General features: G+C 66.6%; 15 protein-coding genes. 4 read left to right on the forward strand and 11 right to left on the reverse strand.

All coding sequences use genetic code 11. From position 1 onward, the window contains the following. Window positions 1–475: 475 nt before the first annotated feature. The 8 genes from C7I84_RS27635 to C7I84_RS27675 form a co-directional block, all read right to left on the reverse strand. The gene (locus C7I84_RS27635; protein ID WP_106775437.1) at window positions 476–1,465 is read right to left on the reverse strand and encodes an ABC transporter permease; all 990 of its coding nucleotides are present in this window, start codon (window positions 1,463–1,465) and stop codon (window positions 476–478) included. Window positions 1,466–1,805: 340 nt separating this feature from the next. After that, the gene (locus tag C7I84_RS27640; RefSeq protein WP_106775438.1) at window positions 1,806–3,365 is read right to left on the reverse strand and encodes a sugar ABC transporter ATP-binding protein; all 1,560 of its coding nucleotides are present in this window, start codon (window positions 3,363–3,365) and stop codon (window positions 1,806–1,808) included. A gap of 58 nt (window positions 3,366–3,423) precedes the next feature. Further along, entirely contained in the window at window positions 3,424–4,383 is a 960-nt protein-coding gene (locus C7I84_RS27645; protein WP_106775439.1) for a sugar-binding protein, read from the reverse strand. Between the two features lie 431 nt (window positions 4,384–4,814). Further along, window positions 4,815–5,414 (reverse strand): DAK2 domain-containing protein, encoded by a 600-nt coding sequence (locus C7I84_RS27655; RefSeq protein ID WP_106775440.1) that lies wholly within the window; start codon window positions 5,412–5,414, stop codon window positions 4,815–4,817. 2 nt (window positions 5,415–5,416) lie between these two features. Continuing rightward, window positions 5,417–6,415, reverse strand: coding sequence for a dihydroxyacetone kinase subunit DhaK (locus tag C7I84_RS27660; protein ID WP_106775441.1), 999 nt, complete (start codon window positions 6,413–6,415; stop codon window positions 5,417–5,419). A gap of 34 nt (window positions 6,416–6,449) precedes the next feature. Further along, window positions 6,450–7,469, reverse strand: a complete 1,020-nt coding sequence (locus C7I84_RS27665) for an ABC transporter permease (RefSeq protein ID WP_106775442.1) — start codon at window positions 7,467–7,469, stop codon at window positions 6,450–6,452. A 474-nt stretch (window positions 7,470–7,943) separates the two neighbouring features. Then, window positions 7,944–9,461: a sugar ABC transporter ATP-binding protein gene (locus tag C7I84_RS27670; RefSeq protein WP_245428639.1), complete on the reverse strand. Its 1,518-nt coding sequence runs from the start codon at window positions 9,459–9,461 to the stop codon at window positions 7,944–7,946. 335 nt (window positions 9,462–9,796) lie between these two features. After that, window positions 9,797–10,819 carry a sugar ABC transporter substrate-binding protein gene (locus C7I84_RS27675; RefSeq protein ID WP_106775443.1) on the reverse strand — a complete coding sequence of 341 codons (1,023 nt, stop codon included), beginning with the start codon at window positions 10,817–10,819 and terminating at the stop codon, window positions 9,797–9,799. Window positions 10,820–11,251: 432 nt separating this feature from the next. Between C7I84_RS27675 and C7I84_RS29580 the strand changes: the two genes are divergently transcribed. Then, window positions 11,252–13,873 (forward strand): calcium-binding protein, encoded by a 2,622-nt coding sequence (locus tag C7I84_RS29580; protein WP_120785136.1) that lies wholly within the window; start codon window positions 11,252–11,254, stop codon window positions 13,871–13,873. Here C7I84_RS29580 and C7I84_RS27685 read toward each other — a convergent pair. After that, the gene (locus C7I84_RS27685) at window positions 13,845–15,311 is read right to left on the reverse strand and encodes a S8 family serine peptidase (RefSeq protein ID WP_106775445.1); all 1,467 of its coding nucleotides are present in this window, start codon (window positions 15,309–15,311) and stop codon (window positions 13,845–13,847) included. The genes C7I84_RS29580 and C7I84_RS27685 overlap by 29 nt on opposite strands. A 140-nt stretch (window positions 15,312–15,451) precedes the next feature. Between C7I84_RS27685 and C7I84_RS27690 the strand changes: the two genes are divergently transcribed. Both C7I84_RS27690 and C7I84_RS27695 read left to right on the forward strand, forming a co-directional pair. After that, window positions 15,452–15,991, forward strand: coding sequence for an RNA polymerase sigma factor (locus tag C7I84_RS27690; RefSeq protein WP_425351415.1), 540 nt, complete (start codon window positions 15,452–15,454; stop codon window positions 15,989–15,991). Further along, window positions 15,988–16,755, forward strand: a complete 768-nt coding sequence (locus C7I84_RS27695) for an anti-sigma factor family protein (protein ID WP_106775447.1) — start codon at window positions 15,988–15,990, stop codon at window positions 16,753–16,755. The genes C7I84_RS27690 and C7I84_RS27695 overlap by 4 nt, the downstream gene beginning before the upstream one ends. Here C7I84_RS27695 and C7I84_RS30240 read toward each other — a convergent pair. Continuing rightward, window positions 16,676–17,167, reverse strand: coding sequence for a hypothetical protein (locus C7I84_RS30240; protein WP_165816249.1), 492 nt, complete (start codon window positions 17,165–17,167; stop codon window positions 16,676–16,678). The genes C7I84_RS27695 and C7I84_RS30240 overlap by 80 nt on opposite strands. A 151-nt stretch (window positions 17,168–17,318) precedes the next feature. Continuing rightward, entirely contained in the window at window positions 17,319–18,032 is a 714-nt protein-coding gene (locus C7I84_RS27705) for a DUF6065 family protein (protein WP_106775449.1), read from the reverse strand. Window positions 18,033–18,780: 748 nt separating this feature from the next. On the opposite strand from C7I84_RS27705, the gene C7I84_RS27710 reads away from it, so the two are divergent. Continuing rightward, window positions 18,781–20,940 (forward strand): transglycosylase domain-containing protein, encoded by a 2,160-nt coding sequence (locus C7I84_RS27710; RefSeq protein WP_106775450.1) that lies wholly within the window; start codon window positions 18,781–18,783, stop codon window positions 20,938–20,940. The last annotated feature ends 15 nt before the right edge of the window (window positions 20,941–20,955 follow it).

Genomic DNA, 20,955 nt, shown 5'->3' on the forward strand with positions numbered 1-20,955 from the left:
ACATCGCCGCCATCGAACGCCCGCCGCCCGTCAATCCGAGCCATAGAAGACCCCGATGCTCGCCAAACCAGATGGCTTTCCACTATGCATGACTTTCCCCGGACAGCCCTGCCACAAGGGGGAGGGGAACCGGCTGGCGTCTCCGGCAAGCGCCAATCGTCGGCGATTTTGCTCTGCAAAGCGGCCGCCGAGTCCCCCTCCCCCTTGTGGGGAGGGGTTAGGGGTGGGGGTACAGGCCGACAAAAATCTCATCGTTTTCATATGCGATCGCCCTGAGGGCATCTCAAATCGCGTCCAGCGCCCTCGTGGTTCGACAAGCTCACCATGAGGGCTACTGATAGGCTCGCCCACCACAACTGTCGTTTGGGCTGATCACGCAGAACAATCAGCGCAGCCGTTCCAATAGCCCTCATGGTGAGCTTGTCGAACCACGAGGGCGCTGGACGCAACCTGAGATGCGAACCCCGCCGCTCTCCTACTCCGCCGGCTGCTCGAGCGAACTTCGCGCCGCCTCGCGGATGCGCCTTCGCTCGCGGAAGTGGCCCCATTGCTGGTCGACCAGAACGCCCACCAGGATCACCGTGCCCATCACGGCGAAATTCAGCGACGACGGGATGCCGAGCAAATTGACGAGATTCTGCAGCACCTGCAGCAGGATCGTGCCGAGGATCACGCCGACGATCGAACCCTCGCCGCCGCGCAGCGAAAACCCGCCCAGCACGGCCGCCGCGATGGCGTAGAGCTCGTAGAAATTGGCGTGCGAGGACGGCGAAACCGAGCGCGTGTACATGGCCAGGAAGATCGCCGCGATCGCCGTCAGCCCGGCGCAGATGACATAGGCTGCGGCGATCACCACCGACGTGCGGATGCCCGAGAACTTCGCTGCCTCCTCGTTCTTGCCGACTGCGTAGAGATAGCGGCCGAACACCGAGCGGTGCAGCACCACCCAGGCGATGACGCCGACCACCGCCAGCACGAACACCGAGGTCGGGATGCCCCAGGGGCGCGCCACGAAGAAGTCGAGCCCGGGATAGGTGCTGCCGAACGGAAACCCGGCGGTGGCGTCGGCCGTATAGCCGCGCGAGGCGCCGCGATAGATCAGCAGGCCGCACAGCGTCACCACGAAGGGCTGCATGCGCAGTTTTGTGATCAGCAGCCCGTGCGCCAGGCCGAGCAGCAGCCCCAGCGCTATGACGATCGCCGCGGCGATCGGCCAGGGCACGCCGAGCCGGCCGACCATGTCGACGAACAGCACGCCGAGCAGCGCCATCATCGAGCCGACCGACAATTCGATGCCGCCGGTGATGATGACGAACCCTTGCGCGATCGAGAACAGCCCGAACAGGCCGATCAAATTGGCGGTGTTGGCAAGATTGTTGGGCGACAGGAACAGCGGATTGCGCAGATAGACGCCGAGCCCTACCACCAGGATCAGCACCAGCAGCCCGAGATCCTTCTTGTTCACGCCGCCACTCCTTCGATTCCTTCTCCGGTTAAGCCGTTTTCGGCGAGCCCGCTCGGCAAGAAGTTCCGCCGTATCGTACCCCCACCCCTAACCCCTCCCCACAAGGGGGAGGGGATCTTGCGGCCGCTTTGGCAAGCAAAACCGTCGACGACTGGCGCTTGGCGGGAGACGCAGGCTGGTTCCCCTCCCCCTTGTGGGGAGGGGTCAGGGGTGGGGGTAAACCCGTATCCCATCGCTCCTCCCTCGCGGGAAGGGAGGAGCGCCAATCGTGCCGCCCTCCGCCACCACGATGCGGGAGGTGGCCCGAAGGGCCGGAGGGGGTGGCCGACCGGCAAAGCACTCATGTGCGCCCCTCGCCTTCCAGGCCGCGCCCCATCGCCAGCAGCAGCACGTTCTCCTCGCTGAAGCGGTCGCGCGTCAGCATGCCCGAGATGCGCCCCTCATGCATCACCGCGATGCGGTCTGAGACGCCGATCACCTCCTCCATGTCGGAGGAGATCATCAGCACGGCCACGCCGGCGTCGGCCAGCGCGCGCATCAGCCGGTAGATCTCGAATTTCGCGCCGACGTCGATGCCGCGCGTCGGCTCGTCGAGAATGATCACCTGCGGGTCCATCGCCAGCCATTTGGCCAGCGCCACCTTCTGCTGGTTGCCGCCCGACAGCGCGCCGGTCAGCGCCTGCACGCTGGGGGCGCGGATGTCGAGCTCGGCCTTGCTCTTTTCGGCGCGCCTCGCCTCCGCCGCCGCCGACACGATCCCGCCGCGCGCATAGGCGTCCAGATTGGGCAGCGTGATGTTCTGGGCGATCGGCAGGTCGAGCAGGATACCGGCGCCCTTGCGATCCTCCGGCACCAGGAAGATGCCGCGCCGGGTCGCATCCCCGGTGCCTTTGACCGCCAGCGGCGCACCCTCGAAGCCGAGCGAGCCGCCGAAGATCGGATCGATGCCGAAGATGGCGCGAGCCAACTCGCTGCGGCCGGAGCCGACCAGCCCGGCAAGGCCGAGAATCTCGCCGCGATGCAGGTCCAGGCTGACCGGCTGGTGCGGATAGGCCGATGTGCGGACGTCGCGCGCCGACAGCGCCACCGCGCCGCGCGCCACCGCCGGCGGCGTGTACACCACCTTGAGGTCGCGGCCGATCATCAGCCGCACCAGCTTCTGGTAGGTCACTTCGGCCCGGTCGAGCCGGCCGGCCAGCACGCCGTCGCGCAGCACCACCACGCGGTTGCAGGCGCGCTCGATCTCGTGCAGCCGGTGCGAGATGAAGATCACCGAGATGCCGTCCGCCTTGAGGCCGCGGATCACCTCCAGCAGTTTTTCGGTCTCCCGCAGCGGCAGGCTGGAGGTCGGCTCGTCGAGGATGATCAGCCTCGCGTCGTAGCTCAGCGCCTTGGCGATCTCGACGATCTGCTGCTGCGCCAGCGACAGTTTCCGCACCGGCGCGTCGGGCCCGAAATGGGCGCCCAGCCGCTTCAGCAGCGGCGCCACGGCTGCGCGCTGCCCCTCCCTGTCGACGAGGTTGAGCAGCCCGTATTTGCGCGGCTCGCGGCCGATGAAGACATTGGCGGCCACGTCGAGATTGTCGAACAGGTTGAGCTCCTGATGGACGAAGGCGATGCCGGCGCGGATCGACTGGCCGACCGTCAGCGCCTCGAACGGCTCCCCGTCCACCTCGATCGTCCCGCGGTCGGGCCGGATCACGCCGCCCAGAATCTTCATCAGCGTCGACTTGCCGGCGCCGTTCTCGCCGACGATGCCGATCACCTCGCCGCGCGCGACGTCGAGGTCGAAGCCGGCCAGCGCCACCACGCCGGGATAGGACTTTCGCACGCCGGCGAGCCGCAGGAACGGCTGCACGGACGACGATGATGACGGTGCGGCGGTGGCGGCAGCGCTCATGGCGGCGACATGCGGGACCGGCGCGTCGGCCGCGCCGGTCCCGCTCAGTGCGTCACGATCAGCCGGCGCTCGCGATCTTGGCCTTCAAATCGGCCTCGAACGCGTCGACATTGCCTTTCTCGATCACCTTGGTCGGCACGATGATCAGCTTGTTCTCCGGCACGCCCGACTTGTCGCCCTCGAGATATTTCGCCATCAGCTTCATGCCCTGATAGCCCCACTCGAAGGGCTGCTGGACGACGGTCGAGGCGAACGAGCCCTCCTTGACCGCGCCGAGCGTCACCGGATCCTCGTCGAAGGCCACCACGGTGATCTGGCCGAGCTTGCCGGCGGCCTGCAGCGCCTCGTAGATCTTCGGCGGGTTGTACGAATAGAACCCGACCATGCAGTTGATCTCCGGGTTGGCGACCAGCACGTCGTCGACATTGGTGCGGGCCCTGGTGAAGTCGACGTCGTCGCCGCGCACGTCCACCAGTTCGATGCCCTTGCCCTCGATCGCCTGCTTGAAGCCGGCGATGCGCTCCTTGGCGTTGTCGGCGCCGAGGAAGCCGACGAAGCCCATGCACTTGCCTTCCTTGCCGGCCATGGCCTTCACCATCTCCTCGCCGGCCTGCACGCCGGCATCGGTGTTGGACGAGCCGAGATAAGCGATGCGGTTGGATTCCGGCGCGTCGGAGTCGGTGGTGAACAGCGGCACCTGCCCGGCGATGCGGTTGAAGGCGTCGATCGAGTTCTTCGGATCGGCCGACGAGATCATGATGGCGTCGACGCCGGCGGTGACGAGGTCGTCCATCAGCGCGTTCTGCGCCGCCGCCGTGCCCTGCGCGGGATAGCGGAACTGCAGCTCGTAGCTGCCCAGCTCTCCCTGCGCCTTCTTCACGCCGGCTTCCGCCAGCTTCCAGAAGTCGGACGAGGCATTGACGACGAAGGCGAGCTGCTTCTTGTCCTGCGCCAGCGCAGAGCCTCCGAGCAGCAGACCCGCGGCTGCGACGGCCGTAAACAACATGCGGTATTTCATGATGCTCCTCCTCCAATTGCGCCCGGCCGTGCCGGGCGATGATGTTATGTCGTTATTCCCTCCCGGATGGCCAACCGCGGCCATCCTGCTTCACATGCCTTCCGAAATGCCCGTCGCCCGAACACGCCGTCGGAAGCGCGGCCGTCCGGGATCTGCTCCTGTCCTAAGGGCAATCACATACGACCACGAGTTTCGCCGCGTCGTACCCCCACCCCTAACCCCTCCCCACAAGGGGGAGGGGGACTTTGTGGCCGCCATGCCGCGCGAGATCACAGACGATTGGCGCCTGGCGGAGAGGCCGGCCGATCCCCCTCCCCCTTGTGGGGAGGGGTTAGGGGTGGGGGTATTGGGCCGAGCGATGCGTCCATGTTCTATTGACCTGGCTCCGCCGCCCACTCCCCGGGCCGAAGCGGCCGATGGCGCGAGCGCCCTCACAGTGCCCCCACCATCACCTTGAACGCCACCATGCCGGGGTCGTCCATGCCGACGGTACGCTCGGCGAAGATGCGCGCCCTGCCGATCCTGTTCGGCTTGTCGCGGAATTCTGCCAGCGCCGCGTTCACGCCCTCCCGCGCCGCCGCAAGCAGTTCGGCCGGATCGTCCTTGCCCGCCGCCGCCTTCGCGGCGCCCGACACCGCGTCCATCACCGTCTTGTCGCCGAGGCTCGCCTTGCCGCGCGCCATCATCGCCTCGACCGCCTTGTCCAGGAAGCCCGGCACCTCGCTCCACTCCGCCTCGGTCCTGCCCCTGGTCAGCTTCGCCGCCGCCATCAGGCTGGTGGCGAGCAGCGTGCCGAAGCTCGAGCTCGACACCTTCGACACCGCGCTCGCCCCCTGCATCAGCGCCATGCCGAGGTCGTCGGGCAGGTCGCCCTTGATGCGGTCGAGCTCGCGGAACGCCTTCAGCAGCGTGATGCCGAGGTCGCCGTCGCCGATCTGCCCGTCCAGGCTGGTCAGCGCCTCGTGCTCGGTCTCCAACGCCGCCAGGATGCGGGCGATGGCGGTGCGCAGCGAGCCGGCCGTCAGCGCCATGGTCACACCTTCCAGAAGGCGCAGGCGGCCGGCGCCGTCAGATAATTTTCCAGCTCGCCGTCGAGCGGCAGCACGGTGAGCGAGGCGCCCGCCATCTCCATCGAGGTGGCGTAGCGTCCGACCAGCGGATGGGCGATGGTCAGGCCGGCGTCGCCAAGCCGGTCAGCGATGCGGTTGTACAGGATGAACAGTTCCTCCACCGGCGTGGCGCCGAGACTGTTGACCAGCACCGTCACGCGCTCGCCGCGCGGCAGCGCGAGATCCGCCAGGATCGGGTCGAGCAGCGCGTCGGCGATGTCGTTGGCGGCCTTGAGCTTCTCGCGCTTCACGCCAGGCTCGCCATGGATGCCCATGCCGACCTCCATCTCGTCGTCGGCGATGGTGAAGGTCGGCTTGCCCGCCTGCGGCACCGTGCAGGACGACAGCGCCACGCCCATGGTGCGGCAGCCGTCGGCGGCGCGCTGCGCCACCTTGGTCACGCCGTCGAGGTCCAACCCGGCCTCGGCCGCCGCCCCGGCGATCTTGAAGGTCAGCACCATGCCGGCGACGCCGCGCCGCTTCTCCCGTTCCGCCAGCGGCGCGCTGGCGACGTCGTCGGCCAGGAGCACGGTCGTGCTGGTTATATCGTCGAACTCGACCATCTCGCCGGCCATGTCGAAGTTCATGACGTCGCCGCCATAATTGCCGTAGAGCCTGAGCACGCCTGCCCCGCCATTGGCGGCGCGCATCGCCGCCGCCATCTCGTCGGCCGAGGGCGAGGCGAACACGTCGCCGCAGGCGCAGGCGTCGAGGAAGCCCGGCCCGACATAGCCGGTGAAGATCGGCAGGTGGCCCGAGCCGCCGCCCGAGACGATGCCGACCTTGCCCTGCCGCGGCTCGCCGGCCCGCGCGATCACCCGCGCCGTCCCCTCGACCAGCCGGTAATATTGCGGATAGGCCCGCGTCAGCCCTTTCAGCGTCTCCTCGGCATAACTGAACGGGTCGTTCAATATCTTCTTCAAGGCGGTCCTCCGAAACGATGCCGTGCCCGGCAGGCTATTCGCGCGCGCTCTCCCTGAGCTTTTGCGCGTAGACGTTGATGACCAGCGCCGCCAGCAGGATCAGGCCGCGGATCAGGATCTTCAAAAAACTGTCGATCTGGATGTGGTCGAGCCCGTTGTTGAGCACGCCGAGCACCATCAGGCCGATGATCGTATTGCCGATGCCGCCGCGCCCGCCGAACAGGCTGGTGCCGCCGACCACCACCGCGGCGATGGCGTCGAGCAGGAAGGTGTCAAACTGGTTCTGCTGGGCCGAGCCGAAATAGGCGACGCCGATCATGCCGGCGATGCCCGAGCACATGGCGCAGATCACCATCACAGAGCCGATGATCAGCTTGACGTTGACGCCGGAATATTCGGCCGCCTCGCGGTTGCCACCGACCATATACACGTAGCGGCCGAAGCGCGTGTATTTCAGCACCAGATGCGCCACCAGCATGAACAAGAGGCAGATCACGATCGACCATTTGACGCCGAGGATGGTGCCGGAGCCCAGCGTGGTGATCAGGTCGGGAAAGTTGTAGGCGATCTGGCCGCGCACCAGCATGGCGGACATGCCGTTGGCGATCTGCATCATGGCGAGCGTCATGATGAAGGAGGGGATGCCGATGCCGGTCACCCCGAAGGCGGTGATCAGCCCCAGCGTGAAGCAGGCCGCAAGCGTCAGGATGATGGCGATCCAGCCCTGTACCGGCAGGTTGGCGATGTTCACATAGTCCGGCTGGATGGTGAAATAGGCCACCAGTATGCCGATGGCGTTGGCGATCGCCGCCACCGACAGGTCGATCTCGGCGGTGAGGATCACGAAGGTCAGGCCGACGGCGATGATGCCGGTGATCGAGGCCTGGCTGAGGATGTTCATGAAATTGTCGAAGGTGCGGAAACTCTCGGCCTGGGTCGAGAAGAAGATCACCAGCACGATCAGCGTGAACACCGGCGCGATGTTGCGCATCTGCTCGGCGAGGAACCGTTTCAGCTCGAACGGTTTTGGGGCCGCCTCGGTTTGCAAGGTCATTTCGAACCAGTTCCCCTCTGCATTGACTTGGATCGCCGGCGGAGCACCCCCTCACCGGCTCGCTTCGCTCGCCACCTCTCCCCTGCTTCGTGGGAGCGAGGAGCGCGGCTTCTACGGTTGGCGCCAGTCCTGCAGCCGGCGCTCCTCTTCCCCGGGCAGGCGGGACAATCGCATGCGAGTTTACCCCCACCCCTAACCCCTCCCCACAAGGGGGAGGGGAACCGGGTGGCGTCTCCACCGAGCACCAATCGTCGACGGTTTTGCGTTGCATAGCGGCCGCAAAGTCCCCCTCCCCCTTGTGGGGAGGGGTTAGGGGTGGGGGTACCGGACCGGGCGACGCTTCCAGAAGTCCCATATCCGATTGCCCGGCCCTGCAGGGGGAGAGGTGGCGACCCCGAGCTTGTCGAAGGGGCGCCGGCGAGGGGGTGCTTCAACGCCCGCGCGCGCCCGCCCTCCGGTCCCCGGCTTCGCCCATCACGCCGCATTGAGCAGGTCCGCCTTCTCGATGTGGCCGTGGGTGAACTCCTGCGCCACCACGCCGCGCTTCAGCACGGTCACCCGGTCGGCCAGCGTCAGGATCGTCTCCGGCTCGGTCGACAGCACCAGCACCGCGACCCCCTTGTCGCGCAGCGACTTGACGATGCGGATGACGTCCTCCTTGGCGCCGACATCCATGCCGCGCGTCGGCTCCGACAGGATCAGCACCTTGGGCAGCTCGGTCAGCCATTTGGCCAGCGCCACCTTCTGCTGGTTGCCGCCGGAAAGATTGCCCAGCGCGATATCCGGCCTGGGAGGGCGGATCTGCAGGTCCTTGATGTGCCGTTCGGTGATCTCGCGCTCGCGCCGCGGCTTCAGCAAGACCTTGTGGATGCGGCCGAGGATGGCGATCGACACGTTCTTGAACACCTGCTCGGTGCGGAACAGCATCATGCCGCGGCTCTCCGGCAGGTAGGCGATGCCGGCCTTGCGCGCCGCCGCCGTCGAGCGGAAGTTCACCCGCCTGCCGTCGAGCACGATCTGTCCCGCGGCGAGCCGGCCCTTGCCGAACAGCGCCCGCGACAGCTCCACCTGGCCGCAGCCCATGAAGCCGTAGACGCCGGTGATCTCGCCGCTCCTCAGCGTCAGCGAGATGTCGCGGATCATCTGGCCGTCGCTCAGGCCCTTCGCCTCCAGCACCACCTTGCGGGCGTCGTCGCCGGCGAGCTCGGTGCTTTCGCCCATATGCATGTCGGCCGAGCCGCGGCCGATCATGTGCGAGATGATGCTGTCCTTGGTGAGCGCGCCGGTCTCCTCGGTGATCACCTTGCGGCCGTTGCGGAACACCGTGACGCGGTCGGAGATCGCCAGCACGTCGTCCAAAAAATGCGAGATGAAGACGATGGTACGCCCTTCCCGCTTCAGCCGCCGCAGCGCCTCGAACAGCCGCGCCACCTCCGGCGGCGACAGCGCCGAGGTCGGCTCGTCGAGGATGATGATCTTGGCGCCGGAAAACAGCACCCGCGACAGCTCGATGAGCTGCTGGATGCCGACCGGCAGGCTGCCCATGCGCGCCGCCGGGTTGATGTCGAGGCCGAGGCTGGCGAGCTGCTTCTTCGCCTCGCGCCGCATGCGCCGCCAGTCGACCACTCCGCCGGCCACCAGCGGCTGGGCGCCGAGGAACACGTTCTCCGCGACCGTCAGGTCCGGCACGATCGACAGTTCCTGGTGCACCATGCCGATGCCCGCCGCCAGCGCGTCGCGCGGCGAGCGGAAATGCACGGTCTGCCCGCCCACCTTCATCTCGCCCTCGAAGCCGTGATAGACGCCGGCGATCAGCTTCATCATGGTCGACTTGCCGGCGCCGTTCTCGCCGACCAGCCCGTGCACCTCGCCCTCGCGCAGATCGAAATCCACCTCGCGCAGCGCATGGATACCACCGAACGCCTTCGACACGCCGATCATTTCGAGCAGCGGCGGTTTTTCCCCGGCAGGCAAGGAGGCGTCCAACGTCATGTTACCTTTCGTCTCGCCGCCGGCGCCGCTCCGCCTGTCGGCAGCAGGGCGACCCATGTGAGCTCACTCCCACCCTGACCCCTCCCCTCGAGGGGAGAGGACCGGCTTGCGTCTCCGCCACGCGGCAATCCTCGACGGTTTTGCGCGGCATCGCGGCCGCAAAGTCCCCCTCCCCCTTGAGGGGAGGGGTTAGGGGTGGGGGTACCCGGCCGAGCACGCTTCCGGAACCCCATATGCGATTGCCTGGCCTCCTGAGCTTGCCGAAGGAATGGCGCGAAGGTGCCGGCAGGCGGATGAAGGCCGGGCAAAACCTCCCTCACCCGTCATCAGGCCGCTTACATCAGAAAGTTCTTCTGCAGCCACAGATTGCCCGGCGCCGTCTCCGCCGTGATGACCGGGCCGTCGGCCCAGACATATTTCGGCATGTCCTTGCCGGCCTCGCCTCCGGCCACGGCGGCGACGCCCGCGGCGACCGCCCAGCCATGGATGCGCGAGGACGGGTTGCGCACCGTCGCCACCATGGTGCCGTCAAGCACCGCATTGACCGCCGGCGGCATGGCGTCGACGCCGCCGATGACGATGCCGGTGCGGCCCTTGGCCTTCATGACGTTGTGGGCGGCGAGCGCCATGTCGTCATTGTGGAAGAAGGCGCCGGCGATGTCCGGATATTTCGTCAGCAGCGATTCCCAGATGCGGGCGACCTTGGTGACGTCCCAGTCGGCCGGCTGCTCGTCGAGCACCTTCACGTCCGGGAAATTGGCGACGACTTCCTTGAAGCCCTTGGCGCGGCCCTGGGCACCGGAGTGGCCGAGCGCGCCCTGCGTCATGACGACATTACCCTTGCCGCCGATCTTCTTCATGATCTCGTTGGTCACCACCGAGCCCATGAAGACGTTGTCGGGCGCGATGAAGGAGTGCAGCGCGAGCTGGCCTTCCGGCGCCATCATCGTGTCCATGGCGATCACCGGCGTGCCGGAATCGATCACCTTCTTGATCGGGTCGTTGAGCGTGCCGATGCCGAAGGTCTGCAGCGCCACGAAATCCCATTTCTGGGTGGCGAGGTTGTCGACCGCGGCGCGCTGCTTGGTGGCCGAGAGCTCACCGTCGAACCAGGTGATCTCGACATTCATCAGCTTGCCCCAGGCTTCCGCCGCCTGCTTGCCCTGGGCGCACCATGTGGCCTGCAGGCCGGCATTGCCCATGGCCGCCTTCAGCGGCTTTTCGGACGGCTTCAGGTCCTGCGCCAGCGCCGGGTCGAGACCGGCCGAGCCGAGCAGCGCACCGGCCAGCGCCGTCGCTCCGATCGCCTTGAAGACGTCACGGCGCGTTCTGGATTCCTCGATAAGATCGTCGAGCATTTTTTCCTCCCAATGCCGGCGACCGCGCCGGACGACGTTTCCCTTCCCTTCGCGCCGACACTTGCTGGACCGGCCTCCTCCGCCTGCCCGACGGTTTTTCTGCGCGTCCCGAAAAATACGGCTGAAAGCGCCGCTAGGTCAACATGGCGGCGCGGCAAATCGTCAGACAAATCGGAAAATGCCAGCGGCGGTGAAAAATGTTGAATTGAAGGCGGTGGAACTCCATTAAGCCATTTCCAGTCAGCGCCATTCACCATCGAGAGTTGTTGCCGAAAGGACCCTCCCGCTAGGGCAGTGGGTGCAACTACCGAGTGATGCATTGTATTTAGACGCGACCGCCTTTATCTCGACCAGTAGCAAGATAGGGCGCCGCGTCACACCGACTCTTTATCCAACTGATGCGGGCGGCATAGCTGAGGGGAGGAATAAAGCATGGGGTTTCAAAGGGACGGCGGGGAATTTCTTGTCAACACCACGACTACAGGCAGTCAGTCTGACAGTAGTGTAGCAACACTGGCCGATGGCCGCTTTGTCGTCACCTGGACTGACGATAGCAAGATCGGTACTGACAAGAGCGCTGACGCTGTACGCGCACAGATTTTCAACGCGGACGGCTCGAAGGCAGGCAGCCAATTTCTTGTCAACACCACGACAGAGAGCCATCAGGCGGAAAGCAGCGTCACGGAGTTGACCGACGGTCGCTTTGTCGTCACTTGGACGGACTGGAGCGGAACCGGCGTAGATGAAAGCCCTAGCGCCGTGCGTGGGCAAATTTTCAACGCCGATGGTTCGAAAGCCGGCGGCGAGTTTTTGGTCAACAGCGCGACTTGGTCCCCGCAATATGAATCCAGCGTAACCTCGCTGACTGACGGCGGTTTCGTCGTCGTTTGGAGTGACGACAGCGGGACCGGCAAGGACACGAGCGCATCTGCAGTACGCGGGCAAATCTTTGCGGCCGACGGCACCAAAGCTGGAGGTGAGTTTCTAGTCAATACCACCACTTGGGCATTTCAGAATGATAGCAGCGTCTCCGCGCTTACCGATGGCCGCTTTGTCGTTACTTGGAAAGACACAAGCGATATTGGCGGCGACACAAGCAACTGGGAAGTGCGCGGGCAAATTTTCAGCGCCAATGGCTCGAAGGTTGGCGGTGAATTCCTAGTCAATAGTACGACAGAGGACATACAGCACGAGCCCAGCGTGGCTGCGCTAGTGGACGGCCGTTTTGTCGTCACGTGGACTGACCTCGGTTCGACTGAAGATGAAGACATTGCGATAAGCGGACAAGTTTTCAACGCCGATGGCTCGCGAGCGGGTGACGAGTTTCTGGTAAACACCACTACCCGGAGCTTTCAGACCGACAGTCGTGTGACGGCGCTGGCCGACGGTCGTTTTGTTGTCACCTGGACGGATGATCCCGTAGGCGACTTCAACACGAAAGACTACGATATACGGGGACAGATCTTCGCTGCCGACGGGTCGAAGAGTGGCAGTGAATTTCTGATCGACCGCATAACGACAGAGGGACAGTATGAAAGCAGCATAGCAGCGCTGGACGGCGGTCGTTTTGTCGTGGCCTGGACGGACGAGAGCGAGACACGGGGCGACACCAACGGTCCTGCCGTGCGCGCGCAAATCTTCGACCCAACGCAATACGACGGCGACGCGACCGTCGAGAGAGTCGCCGGAGGGACCTTCGTGGACACCTTTTATGGCCGCGGCGGTAACGACGTGTTGAGGGGCATGGGTGGCAACGACCGGCTCGATGGCGGCGACGGCAAGGACACGCTCTCCGGCGGTGATGGCGATGACATTTTGATGGGAGGGCTCGGCGCCGACTACCTCAGCGGCGGCAGTGGCTTCGACACGGCGTCGTATATGGGAGCAACCGCAGCCGTTAAGGTCAACCTTGCCGACCCGTCGCTTAACGTCGGCGAAGCCAAGGGCGACACCTTCAACTCCATCGAAAACCTGGCCGGCTCGGCCTTCAACGACACGCTGGACGGCAATGCCGGCGCAAACGCCTTGGCCGGGTTCCAAGGCAACGACTTGCTGCGTGGTGCAGGCGGCAACGATTCGCTGGACGGCGGCGATGGCAACGACACGCTGGGTGGTGGCGAAGGCAACGACATACTGAGCGGGGGTGCCGGCGCTGATTACCTCAGCGGCGGAGCGGGCCGGGACTACGCCTCTTACACGCAGAGCGCTGCCGGCGTGACGGTCAACCTGAGTTCCCCACAGTCCAACGCGGGGGACGCGGCCGGCGACACCTTCAATTCCATTGAGGGCATCTTTGGTTCCGCTTTCAAGGATACTCTTGACGGCAGTTCCGGCGCCAACAATCTTTCGGGCTTGGGGGGCAATGACGTCCTGCGCGGCGGTGCAGGCAACGACGCGCTGCAAGGAGGAGACGGAAACGACACACTGGGCGGCGGCGACGGCAACGATATGCTCGTCGGTGGCCTCGGCGCGGACTACCTCAGCGGCGGAACGGGCAACGACACAGCGTCCTACGTGTTCAGTGCGGCTGGCGTTGGCGTCAACCTCGCCGATCCGTCGCTCGGCAGCGGCGAAGCAAAAGGCGACACCTTCAACTCCATCGAGAACCTCGAAGGCTCTGCTTTCAACGACACGCTTGTCGGCAGCAGCGCTCACAACGCCATCCAGGGTGGGCTCGGCGACGACATCATCCGCGGCCTGGGCAGCAACGACACGCTCTCCGGCAATGCGGGTAAGGACGCCTTCGTCTTCGACACTGCGCTCAATGCCGCCAACAATGTCGACACCATCGTCGACTTCTCCGCCGCCGACGACACGATCCGGCTGGACGACGCCGTCTTCGCGGCGATCGGGGCGCCCGGCGCGCTGCTGTCCGGCCATTTCCGGGCAAACGCCACCGGCACGGCCCAGGACGCCGACGACCGCATCGTCTACGAGACCGACACCGGAAAGCTGTTCTACGACGCCGACGGCAACGGCGCCGGCGCGGCCATCCACTTCGCCACGCTGACGGGACTGCCGGCCATCACGGCGGCGGATTTCCAGGTGGTGTAGCGCCGCCGGCCGGCCGGCAGGCCAGCGATGCATTCAATAGCCCCCAGCCGAACACCGGGTCGCGGCCGGGCTCCCCCAGATCCTCGGCGGCGCGGGCCAGGCGGTCGGCGATCGCGGCCGGCGTGACCGCCGGGTCGCCGGCCTTCATCAGCGCGACTGCCGCCGTCACGAAGGGCGCGGCGAAGGAGGTGCCGGTCTTCGGCCGCACGCCGCGCACCGAGGCCGCCGTCCACACCTCCACGCCGGGGGCGGCGAGGTCGACATAGTCGCCCTGGTTGGCCCGCCGGTAGACGCGCTTGCCGCGGTCGACCGCCGTCACCGCGATCACCTCGTCATAGGCGGCGGGGTAGACGGGCGCGGCGCGCGGCCCCTTGTTGCCGGCGGCCGCCACCAGAATGCTGCCGTCGGCCGTGGCCAGGTCGACGGCGCGCTCCAGCAGCAAATTGCCCGGCCCGGACAGGCTGAGATTGATCACGTCGATGTCGCGCCCCGCCAGAAGGTCGATCGCCCGCACCAGCGTGAACAGGTCGGCGCGGTCGTCGCTGCCGGCGCCGCGATGAAAGGCGTCGACCGCCGTCAGCTTGGCGCCGGCCAGCAGACCCGGCGTGCGCGAGCCGGCCGATCCGACCAGCAGCGCCGCGACGGCGGTGCCGTGCTGGCGTGTCGATTCCGGCAGTTCGCTGCCCTCGGCCAGGCGGACGACGTCGATCTGCCCCTTGGCAAAGGCCTCGTGGTCGGGGTTGATGGCCGTGTCGATCAGGCCGATCGACGCGTCGGCGGGACAACTCCCGGCACTCCCGGCTGCCGGCCAGGCGACCAGCATGTGGTCGGCGCAATGGCCGCCGGCGCATTCGTCCTGCTGCGGCCGGTAGTAGTGGTTGAAGTCGGCCGGCGATTGCGGCGCGGCCGCCCGTACCTCGGCAAGGGCGGCCTCGAGCGTCCGGTCGCCCGGCACGCGCAAGCGCAGCATCTCCGCGTCGAGCAGCCCGACCTGCCGGCGTTCGACGACCGCATAGCCGGAGCCCACGAGCTGATCCAGGACCGGCTGCGGGAGGCCTGCCACGACGATCTCGGAAGGAACGCGCGTCGGCAGCGGCTGCGCAATGCGCGGTGCCGCCCGTCTCGGCCCGGCGCGGCGGGGCGCGGCACGGCGCGGCTGGAGCACGCGCCGCGGCGAGAACCAGCGCGGCACGCGCAGGCGCAGCACCGAGCGCGGGCGGACGTCGTCATCGTCGTCGAAGGCCCGGCCGCCGCTGCTGCGTCCGCCGCCGCCCCCGCCGCCGCCGTCGTCCCCGTCGTCGTCGTCCGCAAGCGCCACCGCAACGCCGGCAAAGCCGGAGACGGTCGGCGACGTCTCGGCGACGGCGGCCGCAAAAAACTGCACGGCGACGAACCAGAGGGCGAGCCGCTTCAGCCTTGCTGTGGTGAAATGGACCATGGCTCACATCTCCGGGTGCGATACGGCAGTCGTTGTGATAGCTCATACGAGCCATCCGGCAAACGCCGATGACGGAAACGCGAGCCCCGCCCTCTTATTCCCGGGCCCCACGGTGGAAAATCCTTCGCAGTGAATTCATGATGAATCAGACGGACGAAACGGTCGAAGGACAGCTCGTCGCCTTCCTGCCCAATCTCAGGCGATTCGCGATCTCGCTCACCGGCTCGCGCGATCTCGCCGACGATCTGGTGCAGACGGCCTGCGAGCGCGCCCTGAACAACGCCGCATCCTTCACGCCCGGCACGCGCTTCGACGCCTGGATGTTCCGCATCCTGCGCAACCTGTGGATAGACCATCTGCGCCGCGGCAAAACCGCCGGCGTCCACGAGGACATCGACGAGCGCCACGATCTCGCCGGCGTGTCCGGCCAGCAGGTGACGGAAGCCCGGCTGACGCTGAGATCGGTCGCGGAAGCCGTCGCCCTGCTGCCGGGCGAGCAGCGCGAGGTGCTGCTGCTGGTCTGCGTCGAGGATATGTCCTATCGCGACACCGCCGAGCTTCTGGACATCCCGATCGGGACGGTGATGAGCCGGCTGTCGCGGGCGCGCAGATTTTTGGCCGAAGCGGCGGGAATTTCGGGGGAAATGGCGCGTTCTTCCGTCGAGAAGGATAAGAAATGATGGGCAGCGCTGCCGAATTCGACGACATCACCCTGATGCGCTACGCCGATGGCGAGCTCGACGCCGCGACGTCGGCCGCGATCGACCGCGCGCTCGAAACCGACGAAGCGCTGGCCGAGCGGCTCGCGCTGTTCATGGAAACGCGCAGCCAGGCCAAGGCCGCCTTCGCCCCGCTGCTCGACGAGCCGGTCCCGGCAGCGCTGGCCAAATCCGTGCAGGCGATGGTGGACCGCAAGCGCTCCGAAAGCCAGGATACAGCGCGCGTCCTGCCCTTTGCCGCAAAACCACGCCCGACCCGCTCCCCCTGGCTGCTGCCGCTCGCCGCGTCGCTCGTCGCGGCCGTCGCAGGCGGGTTGGTCGGCTATCAGCTCGCCGGTCCGGCCGAAGAAGGCCGGCTGGCGCTCGGCCGCATAAGCCAGCCCGCTCTCGATACCGCGCTCCTGTCCGCCGCCTCGGGCGACCAGCTCGGCCTCGACGGCGGCTCCGTGCGCATGATCGCGACGTTCCGCAATTCCGCCGGCGCGCTCTGCCGGGAATTCGAGGTCGATCCCGCCGGCGGCGACACCGTCGTGTCGGTCGCCTGCCGCCGGGACGGAGCCTGGAACGTCACCTTCGCGGTGGCCGCCGCGGCGGCTTCCTCCGGCTACGCGCCGGCCTCGTCGCTGGAAGCGCTCGAATCCTACCTCACCGCCATCGACGCGCAGCCGCCGCTGCAGCCGGACGAGGAAAAGAGCGCGCTGGCCGAGGCCCGGCAAGCGGACTAAGCAGCTCCAGGCGGAATAAAGCCAGCCCCCGCCCGTTCCTCCCGCGGATCGAAATCGATCCGCACAAGAGGAGCAAGTCCATGAAACCGCATCTGAAAATCTTCTCGATCCTGGTCGCCGGCGTGGCTTCGGCCGCGACCACCGTGGCCGAGGCGAAGCGCCACCAGCCGGTGTTCACCGGGCTGGAGCGCCCGGTGCCGCAGGGAACGAACCGTTCCGACGGCTCGATCATCGTCGCCGGCAACAGCTCGTCCAATTCGTCGAGCAACTCCAGTTCGAACGGCTCGTCCAACTCGAGCTCGAATTCCTCGTCGAACCGATCCTCGAATTCGAGTGCCAATTCGTCTTCCAACCGGTCGTCGAATTCCAGCTCGAACTCGTCGTCGAACCGATCCTCGAATTCGAGCGCCAATTCGTCCTCCAACCGGTCTTCGAACTCGAGCTCCAACTCCTCGTCGAACCGTCCCGAGCACGGCTGGCGCTACTGGCGCTGAGGACAGAAAAAGGGCAGCCGGCACATCATGCCGGCTGCCCTTTTTTGTTCCTCGGTCGAAAATCGCCGGCTACCGGCTTGCCCGCGCCTCCTTGCGGTACCAGCCGTCGGCGGCCAGCGTGCTGCGATAGACGCGGTCGCGCTCTTCGGCCTCGGCCGCCGTCTCGCTGCGGATCTCCGCCTTCAGGGCCAGCGCGTCGCGGCGGAAGGGGATCACCTGCACCAGCGGCGTTCCCCGCTCGACGGTATGGACGCCGTCGGCGACGGTCATGAAGAACGGAAAATGGATCTCCGCCGTGTAGGTGTCGGTGTCGACGATCCCGGCCACGCATTGGAACGGCTGGTGCGCCCGGTTGAGCGGCGGCACGAACAGGCAGCTCCAGCCGGGCGGGGTACGGATCGACCAGTGATTGTGGAACTTGCAGGGCGGCGCCGGCTCGCGCGGGTTGCCGGCGACCTGATGCGCGCCGTGGTTGCTCACCATCACCTTGTCGAACTCCCAGCCGGCATTGACCGTGCGGCCCTCGTCGGCCACCTCCAGCCGCACCGTCGCCGCCAGTGGCAGGATCCAGCCGGCGGTCATGGCGTCGAGGAACGGCATGCAGCGCTTGACCGTCAGTCCGTTATTGCCCGGAGCAAGCTGCGCGGCGTCGACGGCCGGCAGTTTCCGGAACCAGTCCGGCAGCACCGTCTTGGCCGGAACGGGCGCTGCGATCACCCCAAAATCCTCCGGTCGGCACAGGAAGCGGATGGTGTCGGCGGCTTTTCGATGAAGATGAAACATTGCGCGTCTCCTTTTGTCGGAGAGCGAACGGATGGCGTGCCGGTATATTCCACCACCGCAAGGTTGCACCGGCAAGGCGGCCGCCACCGCCGGCCGCGGCACCAGCGCCGCATCATGTGGAGAGATAGCGCCGGCAGTGCCGAAGGATGGGCGCAGGCATCGTTCGAGGCGCCAGTACTGCCCCTTCAACGATTACCGGTCAGGACCAGGTTCTCCACGGCGCCCAGCACGCGCGCCGAATTGGCCAGGCTGAAGGTGATCGAGGATTGGACGGTGTCGAGACCGGTTGGTCGACTGCCGACATGACTTACCCCCTGCCCCTTCCACCATCTGGATAGTACACCGTCAGAAAATTATCCATCGTCGAAATCTTACCTTGCGATTTTGACAGATGAACATGTGGTTCTTCTGATGCTGGAACCAATCGCGGCAATGCCGCCGCCGCGCAATGGGCCGGGCTTCCCACGCCACGAGATGACCCGACTTGCCCCGACATATCTGGCGATCGGCGGCGCGGTCGCCTATCCTGGGACATGCTCCTCGCCGGTGCCGTGTCCGGCGGCTACCGGCCCGTACCCGGTCGATGACGACCTCGAGGCGACGTTTACCTGGGAGCAGCATGCAGCCGCTATGATGGCCGGGCCTTGTTGCCCGCCCGCGATCGTCCGATAGTCGGTGCCGGCGGCAGCCGCCCCGAAAATGCCTGCATGCGCGAAAAATATCGCTGCATCGAATACCGGAAGCCCGCTTGACCGACGAGACGCCCAACACCAGAAAGCCGAAGGCGCCGAAGGCAGGCTTCCTGCTCGCCGTCGACGCCTGGATCGATTCGACGGTCTACGAGGCCGGGTTCAAGATCGGCCAGGCCTGGGAAGGCCTCACTGTCTTCTTCCGCCGCTTCCGCGCCGAAGGCTGGCGGCGCGGCGCCGTCGAGATCCTGAGCGAAGGGCTGACGCTCGGCGCGGCCGGCTCGGTGGTGATGCTGGCGCTCGCCCGTCCGGCCTTCGTCGAGACCGTCGGGGACTGGCGCAACCAGGGCGACTTCGCCGTCACCTTCACCGACCGCCACGGCACCGAAATCGGCCGGCGCGGCATCATGCAGCGCGATTCCGTGCCTGTCGACGAGATGCCGGACCACGTCATCAAGGCGGTGCTGGCCACCGAGGACCGGCGCTTCTTCGAGCATTACGGCATAGACGTCCTCGGGCTGGCGCGCGCCATGTCGGAGAACGTGCGCGCCAATTCGGTCGTGCAAGGCGGGTCCTCGATCACCCAGCAGCTCGCCAAGAACCTGTTCCTGTCCAACGAGCGCACCGTCGAGCGCAAGATCAAGGAGGCCTTCCTGGCGATCTGGCTCGAGGCGAACCTCTCCAAGAAGGAGATTCTCCAGCTTTACCTCGACCGCGCCTATATGGGCGGCGGCACCTTCGGCATCGCGGCGGCCTCCGACTTCTATTTCGACAAGGAGGTGAAGGACCTGACGCTGGCCGAGGCTGCCATGCTGGCCGGCCTGTTCAAGGCGCCGGCCAAATACGCCCCGCACATCAACCTGCCGGCGGCGCGCGCCCGCGCCAACGTCGTGCTCAACAACCTGGTCGACAGCGGCTTCATGACGGAAGGCCAGGTGCTCGCCGCCCGCCTCGGTCCGGCCGACGTGGTCGATCGCGGCAAGGCCAAGAGCCCGGACTATTTCCTCGACTTCGCCTTCGAGGAGGCCAAGCGGCTGGCCGCCCGGTCGGGCGTGCGCTCGATGGTGGCGCGCACCACCATCGACCTCGACCTGCAGCGGGCGGCCGAGGAATCGCTGGAGTTCAACCTGCGCCAGCACGGCAAGGAATACCGCGTCACCGAGGGCGCGATCGTCGTGCTCGACACCGACGGCTCGGTGCGCGCCGTCGTCGGCGGCCGCGACTATGGCGAGAGCCAGTTCAACCGCGCCACCAGGGCGCTGCGGCAGACCGGCTCGTCCTTCAAGCCCTATGTCTTCGCTACCGCCATGGAGCACGGCTTCAAGCCCGATTCGGTGATCTCGGACGGGCCGATCAACTGGGGCGGCTGGTCGCCGCAGAACTACGGGCGCCGCTTTTCCGGCCGCATGACCCTCGCCACCGCCCTGATCCGGTCGGTCAACACGGTGCCGGTGCGGCTTGCCAAGGATCACCTCTCCATCCCGCCGATCAGGGCGATGGTCGAAGCTATGGGCGTCGAGACGCCGCTCAACGGCCACAAGACCATGGTGCTCGGCACCTCCGGCATGACCGTGATGGACCAGGCGACCGGCTACAACACCTTCGCCAATGGCGGATTTTCAGGCACGCGCCACGCCATCCTGCAGATCACCACCCATTCCGGCGAGATCGTCTACGACTACGGCCGCGACGCGCCGAAGCCGAAGCGCGCGCTGTCGGAGCAGGCGGTCGCCGCGATGAACTCGATCCTCGTGCAGATCCCCGAGATCGGCACCGCGCGCCGGGCAGCCCTGCCCGGCATCCGCTCGGCCGGCAAGACCGGCACGACCCAATCCTACCGCGACGCCTGGTATGTCGGCTTCACCGGCAACTACACGGCGGCCGTCTGGCTCGGCAACGACGATTTCTCGCCCACCCGCGAGATGACCGGCGGCTCGGTGCCGGCGATGGTCTGGCAGCGCCTGATGGCCTACGCCCACCGCGATGTCGAGCTCAAGGCCATCCCCGGCATCGAAAAGCCCTTCGTCGACCCGGAGGTCGCGGCCAAGGCCGCCGAGGCGGAGAAGAAGCGGCTCGCCGAAGCCGCCGAGCAGGCGGCCGAGCGCCCCGCCGTGCTGTCGACCGCCACCGCGCGGCTGTTGCGCGACATGTCGGAGACCTTCCAGGACGCCCCGCCGATTCGCCGCCCGGGCAGACCGGAGGCGCTGTCGGCGTTGTGAGGGGGTTATTCCTAT

It is taken from the genome of Kumtagia ephedrae (genome assembly GCF_003012745.1).
Taxonomy (GTDB): Bacteria; Pseudomonadota; Alphaproteobacteria; order Rhizobiales; family Rhizobiaceae; genus Kumtagia; species Kumtagia ephedrae.

Coding starts and splice junctions, on each gene's coding strand:
- C7I84_RS27640 (WP_106775438.1), bottom strand. CDS start 3,365: ATGAGCGCTGCCGCCACCGCCGCACCGTCATCATCGTCGTCCGTGCAG.
- C7I84_RS27645 (WP_106775439.1), bottom strand. CDS start 4,383: ATGAAATACCGCATGTTGTTTACGGCCGTCGCAGCCGCGGGTCTGCTG.
- C7I84_RS27655 (WP_106775440.1), bottom strand. CDS start 5,414: ATGGCGCTGACGGCCGGCTCGCTGCGCACCGCCATCGCCCGCATCCTG.
- C7I84_RS27665 (WP_106775442.1), bottom strand. CDS start 7,469: ATGACCTTGCAAACCGAGGCGGCCCCAAAACCGTTCGAGCTGAAACGG.
- C7I84_RS27670 (WP_245428639.1), bottom strand. CDS start 9,461: ATGACGTTGGACGCCTCCTTGCCTGCCGGGGAAAAACCGCCGCTGCTC.
- C7I84_RS27675 (WP_106775443.1), bottom strand. CDS start 10,819: ATGCTCGACGATCTTATCGAGGAATCCAGAACGCGCCGTGACGTCTTC.
- C7I84_RS29580 (WP_120785136.1), top strand. CDS start 11,252: ATGGGGTTTCAAAGGGACGGCGGGGAATTTCTTGTCAACACCACGACT.
- C7I84_RS27685 (WP_106775445.1), bottom strand. CDS start 15,311: ATGGTCCATTTCACCACAGCAAGGCTGAAGCGGCTCGCCCTCTGGTTC.
- C7I84_RS27690 (WP_425351415.1), top strand. CDS start 15,452: ATGAATCAGACGGACGAAACGGTCGAAGGACAGCTCGTCGCCTTCCTG.
- C7I84_RS27695 (WP_106775447.1), top strand. CDS start 15,988: ATGATGGGCAGCGCTGCCGAATTCGACGACATCACCCTGATGCGCTAC.
- C7I84_RS27705 (WP_106775449.1), bottom strand. CDS start 18,032: ATGTTTCATCTTCATCGAAAAGCCGCCGACACCATCCGCTTCCTGTGC.